Origin of the sequence: Marinobacter zhejiangensis (genome assembly GCF_900114775.1) — a bacterium.
In the GTDB taxonomy this organism is placed as follows: Bacteria; Pseudomonadota; Gammaproteobacteria; order Pseudomonadales; family Oleiphilaceae; genus Marinobacter; species Marinobacter zhejiangensis.
On the sequence record NZ_FOUE01000002.1, the window covers coordinates 193,457 to 209,653 of the forward strand.

General features: G+C 53.6%; 11 protein-coding genes. 10 read left to right on the forward strand and 1 reads right to left on the reverse strand.

Translation table 11 applies throughout. The features are described from left to right. Positions 1-728: 728 nt before the first annotated feature. Positions 729-1,604, reverse strand: a complete 876-nt coding sequence (locus tag BMZ67_RS06405) for an AraC family transcriptional regulator (RefSeq protein WP_092021128.1) — start codon at positions 1,602-1,604, stop codon at positions 729-731. Positions 1,605-1,777: 173 nt separating this feature from the next. Between BMZ67_RS06405 and BMZ67_RS06410 the strand changes: the two genes are divergently transcribed. The 10 genes from BMZ67_RS06410 to BMZ67_RS06455 all read left to right on the forward strand — a co-directional run bounded on the left by BMZ67_RS06410 (position 1,778) and on the right by BMZ67_RS06455 (position 16,157). Next, positions 1,778-3,268, forward strand: a complete 1,491-nt coding sequence (locus BMZ67_RS06410) for a CoA-acylating methylmalonate-semialdehyde dehydrogenase (RefSeq protein WP_092021129.1) — start codon at positions 1,778-1,780, stop codon at positions 3,266-3,268. A gap of 24 nt (positions 3,269-3,292) precedes the next feature. Then, on the forward strand, positions 3,293-4,459 hold the full coding sequence (locus tag BMZ67_RS06415; RefSeq protein WP_092021130.1) for an acyl-CoA dehydrogenase family protein: 1,167 nt from the start codon (positions 3,293-3,295) through the stop codon (positions 4,457-4,459). A 40-nt stretch (positions 4,460-4,499) separates the two neighbouring features. Next, complete coding sequence (locus BMZ67_RS06420) at positions 4,500-5,279, forward strand: enoyl-CoA hydratase (protein ID WP_092021131.1); 780 nt, start codon at positions 4,500-4,502, stop codon at positions 5,277-5,279. Positions 5,280-5,328: 49 nt separating this feature from the next. Continuing rightward, entirely contained in the window at positions 5,329-6,417 is a 1,089-nt protein-coding gene (locus BMZ67_RS06425; RefSeq protein WP_092021132.1) for an enoyl-CoA hydratase/isomerase family protein, read from the forward strand. Between the two features lie 52 nt (positions 6,418-6,469). Continuing rightward, positions 6,470-7,363, forward strand: a complete 894-nt coding sequence (gene mmsB / locus BMZ67_RS06430; protein WP_092021133.1) for a 3-hydroxyisobutyrate dehydrogenase — start codon at positions 6,470-6,472, stop codon at positions 7,361-7,363. Positions 7,364-7,984: 621 nt separating this feature from the next. Then, entirely contained in the window at positions 7,985-9,499 is a 1,515-nt protein-coding gene (locus BMZ67_RS06435) for an ATP-binding protein (RefSeq protein WP_092021134.1), read from the forward strand. Between the two features lie 2 nt (positions 9,500-9,501). Continuing rightward, positions 9,502-12,339: a Z1 domain-containing protein gene (locus tag BMZ67_RS18660; protein ID WP_217642462.1), complete on the forward strand. Its 2,838-nt coding sequence runs from the start codon at positions 9,502-9,504 to the stop codon at positions 12,337-12,339. Beyond that, positions 12,332-13,342 (forward strand): PD-(D/E)XK motif protein, encoded by a 1,011-nt coding sequence (locus BMZ67_RS06445; RefSeq protein WP_092021136.1) that lies wholly within the window; start codon positions 12,332-12,334, stop codon positions 13,340-13,342. Before BMZ67_RS18660 ends, BMZ67_RS06445 begins: the two co-directional genes overlap by 8 nt. After that, entirely contained in the window at positions 13,335-15,422 is a 2,088-nt protein-coding gene (locus tag BMZ67_RS06450) for an AIPR family protein (RefSeq protein WP_092021137.1), read from the forward strand. Before BMZ67_RS06445 ends, BMZ67_RS06450 begins: the two co-directional genes overlap by 8 nt. Before the next feature lie 78 nt (positions 15,423-15,500). Further along, positions 15,501-16,157 carry an HhH-GPD family protein gene (locus tag BMZ67_RS06455; RefSeq protein WP_092021138.1) on the forward strand — a complete coding sequence of 219 codons (657 nt, stop codon included), beginning with the start codon at positions 15,501-15,503 and terminating at the stop codon, positions 16,155-16,157. The last annotated feature ends 40 nt before the right edge of the window (positions 16,158-16,197 follow it).

Below are 16,197 nucleotides of genomic sequence, written 5' to 3' on the forward strand. Positions count from 1 at the left end.
TTGTGGCTCAAGGGTTGGCGGGATGCGGTCTATAAATGACCAGCTCGTCAGAGGGGCGGTCACTATCTGTTCGGGTCGATCGTTATCTGGACATATTGCTGGTTTTCCGTTCAATTGGGCGAGGTTGTCCACAATTTCGGCTAATTTTCCCGGTGCTCGCCCGTAAATTGTCCACAAAAACCGTGGATAACTGTGTGCGCAATGCCCGTAGAACCTATGAGATGCCTTGTGCCCCAAGGGCTTTCAAGATCCGATTCATAAATAACCAGTGGGTGGCTGCGGCGATGGATAAATGGGTGGGGTGCTGAGTATCTGGCTGGTTTGGTTGTTTTGCAGCCAATTATTGGGCGTTTTCCACAGTGTGGGCGAGTTATCCCTGTCTCGGCGTGTGGTTTGTCCACAAAATCGGTGGATAACTGTGTTAGCAAGGTAAGGAGAGAGTGTTAGAAGCTTTGCCGCACAAGGGCTAGCGATACCCGATGCTTAATTGACCAGTATGTCGGACGCGTGACGGTTTGATGATCGCTCTGGTTTTTTAGTGATCAATCGGGTGTTTTTCAACCAAAAAAGCCCGGATAACCGGCAAATAATCCACAGATCCCGTGGAAAATGGGTAAAGGGAGCCCCGAATTGTCCACAAAAACTGTGGATAACGGTGTGAGGAACAACGGGAGAGGTAGCTGAAAGCCTTGCGCCCCAAGGGCTGGAAGAATGCGGTGTCGAAATGATCAGTGTCGGTTGGTATGCCGGTAATGGCTGGGTGATTGTCCCATGACTTTCTTGAACAGCCGTGAAAAATAGTAGGCGTCGTCATACCCCAGGCTGGCGCTGATCTGGGCAAAGCTCTGGTTGCTGGTATCCAGCAACTGACAGGCCCGCTCCACTTTCAGGTGCAGGAAATGCTGGATGGGGGTGGTGCCGGTTTGGGCACGGTAACGGGTTGCAAAATGAGCGGCCGACAGTCCCACCAGTTCCGCCAGTTGCTCCAGGGTAATTCGTTCTTCCAGATGTTCCCGCATGAAATTATGAATGGTGTCCAGGTCGGTTTGCTGCGCGTTGCGGCTCGCATCCAGGGTGAGGGGGATGGCCGTCAGCAACTGGCGCAGGCGGTTGGCGGCGTGGACCAGCCCTTTACTGCGAAAACCGGTCTGCTGCACCGACAGCAGGCCGTTGAAGTCCACCAGAACTCTCGGCTGTTGGCCGAGATGAAGCACGCGAACGCTGTCTGAAAACCCCATGTAACGATGAAATGCCTCCGCCAACGGGCCGGTGTAGTGCACCCAGTGGATGGTCCAAGGATTGTCCGGGTCTGCGGTGTAGCGGTGAGACACGCCAGCGGGCAACAACACCAGGTCACCGGCTTCGGCGGTATAGGGACTTCCCTCGATATTGAGAAAGGCGCGGCCGTCAGTGCAGTAGATCAAAAGATTGTCGCGGTGATGTTCCCGGTGCATGTGATGGCCCAGCGCCTTGCGGTAGTGGCCAAAGGCCACCGGAAAAAGTTCACGGGTCAGGGGGTGTTCGGACAGGGCCTTGATCATGGGCGCAGGTAGCACATAGCGAATGCTGTCTGCGGGTACTGGCCACTGCGAGGTTTGGGTCATGGTTCGCCCTATAGGTAGTATTCAATCTAAAAATAGTCCATCAGTGGCGAAATTTAGTCAATCACGACCAGGCAGTTCCTTTGCTAGCATCAAATCATGTTCGATGCATGGGGTATGGCCATTGGGCGTGCCCGACTTACAAAAACAACAGTTGCCAACCATAGGAAGCTGCCATGAAAAACGTACCGCTCTACATCGCAGGTGAGTTTGTCCAAAGCCAGACTGACCAGTGGATCGACGTGACCAACCCGGCCACCAACGAAGTCATTGCCCGCGTACCGTGTGCAACCGATGAGGAAATGCAGCGCGCCATCACCAGCGCATCGGAAACCTTCAAGGTCTGGAAGGAAACGCCGGTCTCTGAACGGGCTCGTGTGATGATGCGTTACCAGGCCCTGCTGAAAGAGCACCACGACGAAATCGCCGAAATCCTGTCCCAGGAAACCGGCAAGACCTTCGAAGATGCCAAGGGCGACGTCTGGCGTGGTATCGAGGTGGTTGAGCACGCGGCTAACATTCCTTCCCTGATGATGGGAGAAACGGTCGAGAACGTGGCCCGCGAAGTGGACACTTACTCTTACACCCAACCGCTGGGTGTCTGTGCCGGGATCACCCCATTCAACTTCCCGGCGATGATTCCGCTGTGGATGTTCCCGGTCGCTATCGCCTGCGGTAACACCTTTATCCTCAAGCCGTCCGAGCAGGACCCACTGACCCCGACCCGTCTGGTGGAGCTGTTTGAAGAAGCCGGCGCCCCTAAAGGCGTGCTGCAGGTGGTTCATGGTGCCAAGGCCCAGGTGGACGTGCTGCTGACGGATCCGGCGATCAAGGCGGTGTCGTTCGTGGGCTCCGTTCCCGTTGGCCGCTACATCTATGAAACCGGCACCCGTAACATGAAGCGGGTACAGAGCTTCGCCGGTGCCAAGAATCACATGGTGATCATGCCGGACGCCGACAAGCAACAGGTGATCAATGCCCTGGTGGGTGCCTCCGTCGGTGCCGCTGGCCAGCGTTGCATGGCGATTTCTGTCGCGGTCTTTGTTGGTAAATCCCAGGAGTGGATTCCGGAGCTGAAGGAAGCCCTGGAGAAAGTCCGCCCGGGTGCCTGGAACGACCGCTCAGCGGCCTACGGCCCGCTGATCAGCCCGCAAGCCAAGGACCGGGTGGAATCCCTGATCGCCACCGGTGAGGCCCAGGGTGCCAAGCTGCTGGTAGACGGGCGTGGTTGTACCGTCGATGGTTTGCCAGATGGTAACTGGGTAGGACCCACCCTGTTTGCGGGGGTCACCTCGGACATGGACATCTATAAGGAAGAGATCTTCGGCCCGGTGCTGTCCTGTATGGAAGTGGATTCCCTGGCGGACGCCATCGAGCTGGTCAACAACAGCCCATATGGCAACGGCACCTCCATCTTTACCAACTGCGGCGGTAGTGCCCGTCGCTACCAACACGAAATCGATGTGGGTCAGGTGGGTATCAACATCCCCATTCCGGTGCCCCTGCCGTTCTTCTCCTTCACCGGCTGGAAAGGCTCTTTCTACGGTGATCAACATGCCTACGGCAAGCAGGCGGTCCGGTTCTACACTGAGACCAAGACCATTACCTCACGCTGGTTCCACAGCGAGATGGAAGTGGACGCGAACTTCTCCATTAACCTGCGCTAAGCACCATCAGCAGAGGATATGTGAATGGACTTCAACCTGACTGAAGACCAGCTTGCCTTCCGCGAGGCGGCCAGGGCGTTTGCCGAGAACGAAATGGCGCCCCACGCCGCCACCTGGGACGAAGAGCACATCTTCCCGGTTGACGTGATCCGCGCTGCTGGCGCCATGGGTTTCTGCGGAATCTATACCCCGGAAGCCCAGGGCGGCATGGGCCTGTCCCGGCTGGATACCTCGGTAATCGTTGAGGAACTTGCGGCAGCCTGCCCATCCACGGCGGCGTTCATCACCATCCACAACATGGCCACCTGGATGGTGGCCAACTTTGCCAACGGCCAGGTGCGGGATGATTTCGCCCCGCGCATGGCCAGTGGCGAGTGGCTGGGTTCTTACTGTCTAACTGAGCCCGGCGCGGGTTCGGACGCCGGTAACCTGCGTACCCGCGCGGTGCGCGATGGTGACGACTACGTGCTGAACGGCAGCAAGGTGTTTATCTCCGGCGCTGGCGGCACCCAGGTTCTGGTGGTAATGGCTCGTACCGGAGCACCGGACAGCGGCCCGAAAGGCATCTCCGCGTTTGTGGTACCGGCCGACAGCGACGGTATTCACTATGGCAAGAATGAAGAAAAAATGGGCTGGCACAGTCAGCCCACCCGCCAGGTGACGTTTGAAGATGTGCGGGTGCCGGTGGCCAACCGTCTGGGTGAGGAAGGTGAAGGTTTCAAGTTCGCCATGAAAGGCCTGGATGGTGGTCGTCTGAACATTGCGACCTGTTCACTCGGCGGTGCCCAGGCGGCGCTGTTGCGTGCCCGCAACTACCTGCATGAGCGCAGCCAGTTTGGCAAGCCGCTGGCCGAGTTCCAGGCTTTGCAGTTCCGCTTGGCGGATATGGCGACCAACCTGGTGGCGGCGCGGCAGATGGTTCGTCTGGCGGCGTTCAAACTGGATGCTGGCGACCCGGAGGCCACCCTGCATTGCGCCATGGCCAAACGCTTTGCCACCGATGCCTGTTTTGAGGTGTGCAACGAGGCCCTGCAGCTTCATGGTGGCTACGGCTACATCCGCGAGTATCCGCTGGAGCGTTATGTTCGCGACCTTCGGGTACACCAGATCCTGGAAGGCACCAACGAAATCATGCGGTTGATTGTGGCCCGGCGCCTGCTGGAGCCAGGGGTGGCGGAAGCCATCCAGTAAGCCGAATCACGACAACGGATAACGACAGAAGGAATACAACATGAGCGCACTGATCGACCTGGAAAAGCGCGGTCACATTGCCACTATCACCATTAATAATCCCCCGGCCAATACCTGGACCGAAGAGTCCCTGGCAGCCCTGGCGGAGACGGTGAACCAGCTCAACGAAGACAAGGATATTTTTGCCCTGGTGGTGACCGGGCAAGGCGAGAAATTCTTCTCCGCCGGTGCCGATCTGAACGCGTTCGCTGATGGTGATATCGGTCGCGCCAGCATCATGGCGCAAGCGTTCGGCAATGCCTTCGATGCCCTGACCAATTTCCGTGGCGTTTCCATTGCCGCCATTAACGGCTATGCCATGGGCGGTGGTCTGGAATGCGCGCTGGCCTGTGATATCCGGGTGGCGGAAGAGCAGGCCCAAATGGCACTGCCGGAAGCCCGCGTTGGCCTGTTGCCCTGTGCGGGCGGCACCCAGAACCTGCCCTGGCTGGTGGGTGAAGGCTGGGCCAAGCGAATGATTCTCTGCGGCGAGCGAATTACTGCCGAACGGGCCCAGCAGATTGGCCTGGTAGAAGAGGTTGTGGGCAAGGGCGAATCGTTTGCCAAGGCCTTGGAACTGGCGGAAATGGCCTGCCAGCAAAGCCCGTCGTCTATCGCCCGCTGCAAATCCCTGGTGATGAGCGCCCGTGACGGTCGCAGCCACAAGGATGGCTGGCGTATGGAGCGGGAGCTGTTTATCGAGCTGTTCTCCACCGAAGACCAGCGTGAAGGGGTAAATGCGTTCCTCGAAAAGCGGACGCCTAACTGGAAAAACCAGTAAGCGTAAAAAACGCCGCAAAGAGTGGAAGAACCGTTGATTGGACCGTGTTATGAGTAGCAATGCCGTAGTTTTTGAAGAATGGAATGTGAGTGGCGGCCGGGTGGCCGTCGCCCGGCTGAACACGCCGAAATCCCTGAACGCGCTGTCCCTGGAGATGATCCGGCTGCTGACGCCGAAGATGCAGCAGTGGCAGCAGGATGACGAGGTACTGGCGGTCTGGCTGGAAGCCGAAGGCGACAAAGCCTTCTGTGCCGGTGGTGACATCGTGGCCCTGTACCGGGACATGATTGAGCCACAGCCCGTAGGCTCTGATGGCGGTCTTGGCCAGGCGTTCTTCACTGAAGAATATGTACTGGATCAGCTGATCCACACCTTTGGCAAGCCGGTGGTTTGTTGGGGGCACGGTATCGTGATGGGGGGGGGCATTGGGCTGATGGCCGGTGCCAGTCACCGGGTGGTGACGGAGCGTTCCATGCTGGCCATGCCTGAAGCGGCCATTGGGTTATACCCGGATGTTGGGGCGGGCTGGTTCCTCAATCGCATGCCGGGGCGTACCGGCCTGTTCCTGGGCCTGACTGGCGCTCGACTGAACGGTGCGGATGCCCTGTTTGTGGGGCTGGCGGATCGCTTCATCAGCCACGAACTGAAAGCAGGCGTGATTGCAGGCCTGCAGGCGGCGGACTGGCAGCAGGCTAGCGCCGATGGGGTGGTCAATCAGGTACTGCGCCAGTTTGAGAGGGACTCGGCTGCGGCCAAACCGGAGTCTCCGGTGCGGGAGCACCTGGATGTGATCAACCGGCTCACCGATGCCGACAGCCTTGAAGGGATTGTGGCCCAGCTGAAGGCAGCAGGTGAGGGCAGCGATGCAAGCGAGTGGCTGTCCAAGTCCACCCGTTCCCTGGGTGGGGCGTCACCGACGTCACAGGCGGTGTTCTGGCGTCACCTCACGTTGGCTCGCCAGATGAGCTTGTCCGAAGTATTCAACCTGGAGCTGGGGTTGTCGCTGAAGTGCCTGAGCAAAGGCGAGTTCGCGGAAGGTGTACGGGCGCTGCTGATCGATAAAGACCAGCAACCTCGCTGGCGTTACCCTGCACTGAATGACATTGATCCGGCCTGGATCGAGGATTTCTTTCTATAACATGTGGCACTAACCTGTGCACCACCGGTTACAACAATAAGGAGAACGGAACATGGCGAAGATTGCATTCATCGGCCTGGGTAACATGGGTGGCCCCATGGCGGGCAACTTGGTTAAAGCAGGCCATGACGTTACGGTATTTGACCTGTCCAGTGCCGCGGTCGAGCACGCGGTATCCGAGGGCGCGGTTGCCGCTGACTCTGCCAAAGCGGCGGCGGCGGACAAGGACTGCGTGATCACCATGCTGCCTGCCGGGCAGCATGTGGAGTCGGTCTACCTGGGTGAGGGCGGCTTGCTGGCCTGCTTGTCGCAGCAGACACTGGTCATCGACTCTTCCACGATCGCGCCGGAAACGGCTCGCAAGGTGGCGGAAGCGGCTACTGAGCGTGGGATTACCTTCCTCGATGCACCGGTATCTGGTGGTGTCGGTGGCGCCAAGGCGGGCACCCTGTCGTTCATTTGCGGTGGCGATGACGCGGCCTTTGAGCGGGCCAAACCCATCCTGGAAGGCATGGGGAAGAACATTTTCCACGCCGGAGCCCACGGCGCAGGGCAGGTGGCCAAGATCTGCAACAACATGCTGTTGGCGATCCTGATGTCCGGTACCTGTGAAGCGCTGGCTCTGGGGGTGAAGAATGGCCTGGACCCTGCGGTGTTGTCGGAAATCATGAAGCAGAGTTCCGGTGGCAACTGGGCCCTGAACGTTTACAACCCATGGCCCGGGGTGATGGAGAATGTGCCTGCGTCCCGTGAATACGAGGGTGGCTTCCTGGTCAACCTGATGAACAAGGACCTGGGGCTGGCCTTCGACAATGCCATCAAGAACCAGGCGGCGATTCCGATGGGCTCATTGGCTCGTAACCTGTTCTCGCTGCACGCGGTCAAAGGCAACGGTACCCTGGATTTCTCCAGTATTCAGCGACTGTTCCTGGAAAGCGAGCACTAAACCTCCCCACTTCCTACATGCGGATTGTGGCTCCTGACCGGGAGCCGCAATCTGTTGCGCTGGGCTTTCTCCGGCGCTCCTGCCCCCTTTATCGCGATAGATTCAACATCCTGGCCAGCGTGTTCTCAGATATGACTGGGTACAGTTGTCAATCCATAGAAAAGGTGAGGGCCCCGATATAGAGTTCTAGGGGGCTTCAAACGTGTGATCAGCCCCCTCTGGTTTAACTCTTTCCTGCTTAGTAATGTTAATCGCAGCAGAGGATGGTGGGTATGAAGAAGCGATTTTAGGGGATGGCTACAGGTGCATACGCAATCGGATTTTCCATGCCTCAGGACAAGCACGCTCTCTTAGGATGAGTACTGGACAGTCCTTACTGATCCGCAAGAGGCAACTGAAAGCTTTATTGGATGGAGCCCCTGTAAGTAGAGACGGCTGTCCTGATTATTAGGAACGTGATTACTTGTGAAACAGAGTTTTTTTCCACCCTCAATTCTGTTAAAGATTAGCCTCAACATAAAAGTGAATCCGTTTCGCAACCTTGCGTTTCAGGCGGGTTGAACAAAGGACCCTCCTCTCCAGCAGTTTTCGGAGCGGTGCAGTTTCATCAAAGGACTGTAAATGGATTTTGAGATTTCCCCTCCCAGCGCTGCGGCCATGCTCGAGTCGCTCAGAGCCTATGGCTATTCGCTCAATTCTGCTATCGCAGATCTGATAGACAATTCCATCACGGCCAAGGCAAAAAATATCTGGATTACCCTTCGCTGGGCGGGTGAGGATTCTTGGATCATCATTCGGGATGACGGTACTGGAATGAGTGAAGAGCAGCTATCCAAAGCCATGGTTGCGGGCAGCCAGAGCCCCCTTGACCAACGAGAACAACATGACCTTGGTCGTTTCGGCCTTGGCCTGAAAACCGCGTCTCTTTCACTTGCTCGTTCACTAACGGTTGGTTCGAGAACTAGAAACAGTTCGTTAGCGATTAGAAGATGGGACCTTGACTACATAGCGGAACAACAAACAAACGAGTGGCGGCTGTTGAAAAGCGGTAGAACCAACTCCGGGGAAAAGCTGGCGGGTATCGAGAATCAAGAATCCGGCACGGTAGTCCTTCTAGAAAACCTCGACAAGCTATGTGCCGGCACTGTTGCCAACAGCCCAGCACATAGAGATGAGTTCTATCATCAGATTGACTCTTTACGCGATCATCTTGGCATGATCTTCCATCGTTTTCTGGCCACTTCTTCCAGATTGAATATCTACGTCAATGGTGAAACCGAGGCCCATCTCGTAAAGCCTTGGGACCCTTTCTTTTCAAAGCATAAAGCAACAGAACCCAAGCCAGTAACCAGAATCCCATTTGGTGAGACAGTAACGACCGTTCAGGGATTTATCCTCCCCCATAAAGACATGCTCACTCAGCAAGAATACGAGGAAGCAGGCGGTCCCCTTGGCTGGAATGCCCATCAAGGTTTTTACGTGTATCGAGGGGACCGGCTGCTGGTAAGCGGTTCTTGGCTGGGACTTAGGGAAGGCATTTCAAAGTGGCGTGCAGAAGAGCACTACAAGCTTGCGCGCATTCGGGTCGATATCACCAACGAAATGGACAGCGACTGGAAGATCGATGTCAAAAAGTCTCTAGCAACTCCCCCACAAAATGTAGCGCTTGCATTGGTCCGATACGCATCTCAGGTAAGAGCAGAGGCACGAGAAATTTTTGCGCACCGAGGCAAATACGGTAAGCGCACGCGCACTGAGAAAGTGGGCAAGGTATGGCTTGCGAAACAGATTCGGGGCCAGAACACTTATCGCCTTGATCGCGACCACCCGGTGATCAGAAGCTTTCTTGAACGGCTAGGTGGGCGGCGGAAAGAAGCAGAGGCGATTTTTAAACTGATAGAAGAAACCGTGCCGGTAGAACAGATTTGGCTTGATTCCGCAGAGTCACCGGAAATGCGCTCTTCTCCTTTCGGCTCGGCTTCAGACCAAGAAGTTATTGATGCTGCGCGTACCTTTCTTCAAATGTTGCAAGGTGACGTTTCAAGTCCATCGACGGATCTTATTGACGAAATCTGTGAACTTGAGTGTTTCGCAGACCACAAAGACATTATTTATGCTCACTTTGGAGCCGTATGAACATGGATAATCTCGACGAACTTAAGGCCTCTGTTTCCAGCAATATACAGTTACTTAAGAAGAAAAATGGGGGCAAGCTTACCAAGGAATTGATTCATAGAGCCGTCGATGTGGCCTTGCAACTCTCAGATAGTGGCGACGACCCCGGAATCAGAGACAAGCTCATAGAAATTGCAGAGTTTAACAATAAAACTTGGATGGACTCTGCACACACCATGACCGCAGAAGACCGTAACTGGTCACCGTGGCTTATAAAAACGAAACCAGACATAGCATGGCGCTACTGGGATCGTTACGCAGACTTGCTGAGACGTGACGGTTGGCCCCCAAAAGTTATTGAAACACTCGATGAGACAATCGATGAGACATTAGGACAGCTAACCGACCCGAACCAGAAGGGTAGATGGGATCGACGAGGTATGGTTGTCGGCTCTGTCCAGTCGGGCAAAACCGCGAATTATACGGGGCTCATCTGCAAAGCAGCTGATGCGGGCTATAAGGTCATTATAGTTCTGGCAGGGTTTCACAAGAATCTTCGCTCGCAGACACAGATCCGTATCGAAGAAGGTTTTCTTGGCTATGACAAAAGTGAACCGGGTAATCGAAAACTGATTGGTGTCGGAAGGATTGCCTACGATCACAAGACTCTCTCGCCAGATGCAGCAACTACTCGGGCCGATAATGGTGATTTCGTTGCGGCAGCGACAAAAAACTTCGCGAACAGCATAGATCGCCCTTTGGTCTTCGTAGTGAAGAAGAATAAATCGGTACTGGAGAATCTCATCAACTATCTGGAGGGCGAAGGAAGGGCTCAAAAAGGCATAACTGATGCGACTGAACAGGCTCCAATTTCGAAGATTCCCCTGCTACTGATTGACGACGAATCCGATCAAGGCTCAATCAATACCAACAAAACGAACCTCAAGGATGCTGGCCAAGATGGTGATGAACCGCTTGATCCGGAAGTCGATCCTACTGTCATCAATGGTCTTATCAGGAAAATTCTCAACACTTTCGAGCAATCGGCCTACGTAGCTTACACGGCAACTCCATTTGCTAACATCATGATTCACAAGGATTCTGACTCGAAAAAGTTCGGAGAGGATCTATTTCCAAGAAGTTTTATTACGTGCATTCGCCCGCCAACAAACTACGTCGGCCCTCAGAGGATGTTCGGCTACACCGATACTGAGACTGGACAGGAAACCAAGGGGTTGCCGCTCACCCGGGAAATCTCGGACTACGCGGACAGCGAGGAGCTGAACGAAAAAAATGGGTGGATGCCACCGAAACACAAAAGCAGCCATATCCCGCTCTATCAGGGAGAACCTAAAACTCCCCCGAGCCTCTATGAAGCAATCCTTTCGTACCTGCTCTCCTGTAGTGCCAGAGTTCTGAGAGGTCAGGGCCAGAAACACTCGTCTATGTTGGTTCACGTTACCCGTTTCACAGATGTTCAGAACAAGGTGACCAAGCAGGTCAAAGAAGTTTTGACCAGCGTTCGCCATTGCCTGGTTTATGGTGCCGACGATCCAAGCTTTTCTGCCTGGAAAGATATCAAGAGCATCTGGGAAAACGACTACGTCAAAACGACCAAGTCCATCGCTGAGGAACGGTGCCCGGTGCATGAGTGGTCCGAGATAGAGGAGGTCCTTCCAAAAGTTGTCCAGACTGTCGTCGTCAAGGAGATAAATGGAACCGCAGGAGATGTACTCGATTACGAAAGGCACCGCGAGAGCGGGCTAAATGTGATTGCAATTGGCGGTGACAAACTCTCAAGGGGGCTTACGCTTGAGGGGCTACTGGTAAGTTACTTCACACGGCCTAGCAAAACTTACGACACACTTATGCAAATGGGCCGCTGGTTCGGCTACAGGGATGGTTTCGTAGACCTTACCCGACTTTTCGCGCCTAAAGAGCTTATCAACTGGTTCCGGCATATTTCAGACGCGGACACCGAGCTGAGAAACGATTTTGAAACAATGTGCGCCGTTGGTGCGACTCCGGAGAACTTCGGACATAGAGTCCGAACCCACCCCCTTCTGCAAGTCACCTCTCCGGTGAAAATGAGAGCTGGCCAGAAGGAAAAATGCAGTTACAGTGGCGACCTCATACAGACCATTGTCTTTGACGCGCAAAAGACTTCGCGAGAGCACAATCTCGCCACTGCAAAAAAATTGATTCACGAGGCAGACGAAAAAGGAAGGTTCGATTCTAACAGCCCCAACCATCGTCCAATCTGGCATGGCATTCCGACGAGATCGATTCTCAATTTTCTTGAATCATACAAACCCGGTTCAGAGGGAAGTATCCGGAGAGTCGATACCAGCCTGCTGGCAAAATACATTAGCGCCCAGAATACAAAGGGTAACCTGTCGGACTGGACTATCTTGGTATCAGGCATTGTTCCAAAAGAACCAGAGTTGACTCTCGATCTGGGGCGCTTTTCAGTTGGCCTTCGCGACCGTGGCGACAAGGCAAATACAAAGGAATATTTCCGTCCCGGCGTCATTACTGATCCTATAGATGAAGACGTCATAGATATCGGTGATGAGAATCGCGAGAGAGCGCTAGCTGAAAGACGAAAGATTGTGGAGCAGAAAAGTGGCCCTGAGGAGGCTGCAAAAGTCCAATCACCCGGGGGGCCACAATTGCGGAAGTACCGGCCGAGTACCAAAGGCTTACTGATCATATACCCCATTGACCCAAATGCACACAAGCTAAGCGATGTAGACGTTCCATTCATTGGATTCGCAATTAGCTTCCCCGGGATTGATGGCGAAAACGACATCCCTGTTGAGTACATAGTGAACCCGGTCGGACAGCAAACCAATGGCTGACGTTATCGATCAAATCTTCGAAACTTGGGAAAGCCTGCTTGATGAGCCAGGAACAGGTTCTCAAAGTGCGAGATACCGAATCTCTGGTTCGCCCAGATTCGGTGCTTACCTCGCTATTCGTTTTGATGACAGGGCCCCGGTTCTCGAATTTGGACCGATTACTCCCGATCTCCTGAAGGATGCTCCCCTGCCGTCAATAAAGGGAGTTGATTCGGGTCTTTCGTATCACAGCCAGGAACTATTTCTATCGCTAACTCTGAAGCAGCCCGCCTCAATCGATATTTTTCTGACGTTGGCTGCCCGCCTCACCGATGAGCTATCAGGAGTGGATTACCCGATTACCGGGTACAACGTCATCAGAAAAGTCCTGATCGTCTGGAGAGCTTTCTTTTCTTCCGAGAAGAAAATCCTTTCAGGTTCCGAGCAAACAGGGCTGGCAGGGGAGCTTATCTTAGCAACCATGTTCATGGATAACGGCATTGAAGTAGCCGCTGTTATCCGAGCGTGGAAGGGCAGTGAGAGAAGCCATCATGACTTCCAGCTTCCTCTCGCTTCTGTCGAGGTAAAGGCCACTGTCGCACACAATATTGAAACTGTTTCCATCAGCAGCTTACGTCAACTCGATCCTACGGGGACCAAAAAGCTGTTCCTTGCTCAGGTGGCAATGGACTCTCATGATTATGGCGACCAGACCCTGCCTCGCCTGATAGAGAATATTCGCCAACGCCTCTCATCTTTTCCGGCTGATAGGCTCGAGTTCGAGGAGAAGCTCCTTGCGTCCGGCTACCGAGACAAAGATGAATCCCATTACGCTCAGCAATCCTTTCAAATAAGGAAAGTCCGTGCTTTTAGAGTCGATGAAAACTTTCCGAAGCTAACTCATGACTCAATCCCCGAAGGGATCGTTGAGGCCACTTACCAGATCAATCTGGGCACAGTGGCCCTGCAAGCCCTCACTTTCGATGACTTAATGCTAGCGGTATCGAGTAGCCAAAATGATTGACTCAAGCGTTCAGGAGTTCCGGTATCAGCTCCTCTCAGACATCTCTGACCCTGATAATGGCAATCTGTCTGAAGAATATCCCGTGGAGAGATTTACCGAATATGTGACAGCAATGCTCTCCGAATCAGGCGCATCGTTCGATCTTTCCATTGGACACATAGAGCGACAGTTCGGCGCTGGCAGTGTTCGCTGTGATGCCTGGGGGGCTGACCTTTCGGAAGGAAGGCTGGATCTGGTGGTATCAGACTATTTCGGAGTTGATAACCCTGAAGCGATCAACAAATCCGACCTTGAATCCTCCTTGAAGCGTGCACTTCGGTTACTGGATTTCTGCAAAAAAACGCAACTGTCGGAAATTGAACCCTCTTCCAAGACATATGACTGCGTTTCGTTAATCAAGGAATCCCTCGGATCGATCGGCCAGATCCGACTTCACTACGTGACTGACTCCGAGATTTCGCTCAGGGAAGAGCCGGAAATTGAGGGGCCTGCCGGTATCGATCTTCAAATTCACAAGTGGGATATCGTCCGGCTAAGCAGGGCACAGGCATCGGATACGAATCAGGAACGCATAGAGATAGATCTGGTTGAACGCTTTGGCCGCGGCCTGCCCTGCCTATCCATGCCCGGAAACAGCGATGAGTACAGTGGCTATCTCGCAATTCTGCCCGGCGAGTGGCTGGCTGATCTCTACGAGGAATATGCTGGAAGACTGATGGAGTTGAATGTTCGTTCGTTTCTCCAACAGAAAGGTAAGGTTAATAAGGGCATCAGAAACACTATTCTCAATGAGCCAAGCCGGTTTCTGGCATACAACAACGGCATTTCAGCAACGGTTGAGTCTCTCAATGTAGAGAAAAACGAATCGGGTCAGGAAGTCATAACCTCCATGCGCGGTCTTCAGATTGTAAATGGAGGTCAGACTGTGGCTTCCATCCATCGCGCGAAAAAGGCTGATAGGTGTCCCCACCTCGATCGGGTAGCAGTTCAGGCAAAAATCACCAAGGTTAATCCCGAAAGTCTCGACGAGCTGGTTCCCCAGATCAGTCGATACTCGAATACCCAGAATAAGGTGAACGAGGCAGATTTCGCAGCGAATGACAGCTTTCACGTTGAGATTGAACGCCTTTCCCAGACGGTCTGGGCTCCAGGCCAACAATTCAAATGGTTCTACGAGCGCGCTCGTGGCCAATACCAAGTTGCCAAAAGTCGAGCCTCAACCACACCTGCGAAACGGAGGCAGTTCGAATCCATCAATCCGTCTAATAGAAAGTTTGTCAAAACGGATCTTGCCAGATACCAGAATGCCTGGGCACAACTGCCATACATTGTGTCCAGGGGTGCACAAAAGAACTTCGTTCATTACATGTCCAAACTGAAGCAGGAAAGAAAGAACGAAATTCCAGATATCGATTTCTACAAGGATCTCATTGCCAAAACCATTATTTTCAAGAAAGCCGAATCGATTGCGCGTCAGCACGCTTTCTCCGCATATCGTGCAAACGCCGTGGCCTACACGGTCGCCCTGCTATCCCATAAAACATACGGTCGGATTGTTCTGAAGGATATCTGGGACCGCCAGGAAGTAACCCCGTCAATCAACAAAGTGCTTTATGACTGGATGCCGGATGTTCTGGAGCGGATCGTAGAAACGGCTGAAGGTAGGAACGTCACTGAATGGGCAAAGAACGAGCAGTGCTGGAAAGTCATCAAAGAAATGGAACTTGTTGTACCAGAGGAACTGGAGGTCGAACTCGCCGAGGGTGATCACCTGCCAACAGTCGGTGCGGACGCAAGAAAGGGCAAAGTCACAATGACCTCCGAGGATCGCAAAAATATTGCGGTTACCATGGGACTGGAGGCTGATACTTGGTGGAAGATCACAAAGTGGGGACAGGAAAAGGGCGAACTTTCCGATTTCCAATGCAGCCTTGCTACGACAATGGCTGGTTATGCCTTGGGGGGCTGGGTAAAGGTTCCATCGGTAAAGCAAGCCAAGCATGCTGCAAAAATAGTCTTTGATCTTCAGGAGAGAGGAATTATCGATTCCATTGCAGAAGAAGAGACGTATACAGACTGATCAAGGTCGATTAATTTCAGTTCCTTAGCGCTCAAAAGAGCGCTAAGGAACAACGGTTCGAAAAGTTGAATATGAATTATGGCAATTTTGGGGAAGCCGGAGAAAGAACGACTGCTTGCCTGGTACCAAGATAATGGTCGCCACGAACTACCGTGGAGAAAGCTTCAAACACCGTGGGCTATATTTGTCGCTGAGAGCCTTCTGAGACGAACAAAAGCATCAACTGTTGCTGGCATATACCCCTCCCTCATCGATGAGTTTCGCTGCCCCGAAGATGTCCTTGGCAAAAAAAATCTATGGCAACAGAAAACTAATGCCCTTGGCATCGCATCGAGAGCGAATCAGTTTTTTTCAGCTTGTGAGCAGCTAATTCAACAGCACCAAGGAGAGGTTCCCGGCAACTATAATGATCTGATTACTCTTCCGGGTGTGGGACACTACATAGCCAACGCTGTTATCTCTTTCGGCTACCATCGACCTGCCTACATCATTGATACCAATACCATACGCGTCGCTTCTAGAGTTACGGGGGAACAAATTACACAAGCAGAACACCGCTCAAAAAAAGCAAAACGTCTTCTTGAACACTGCTTTGGCGACCAGGATGGCCTCTCGCCCCACCTGAACTTCGCGCTGCTAGATCTGGCGTTTTCAATCTGCAAGCCCTCAAAACCAGACTGCAATGCCTGTCCTCTCTCGAACTGCTGTCAATACAGTGCAGCCCCTGGCTCATAGACCTGGCAATGCGAGGCAATCCTGGTATTCTATCCAGCCT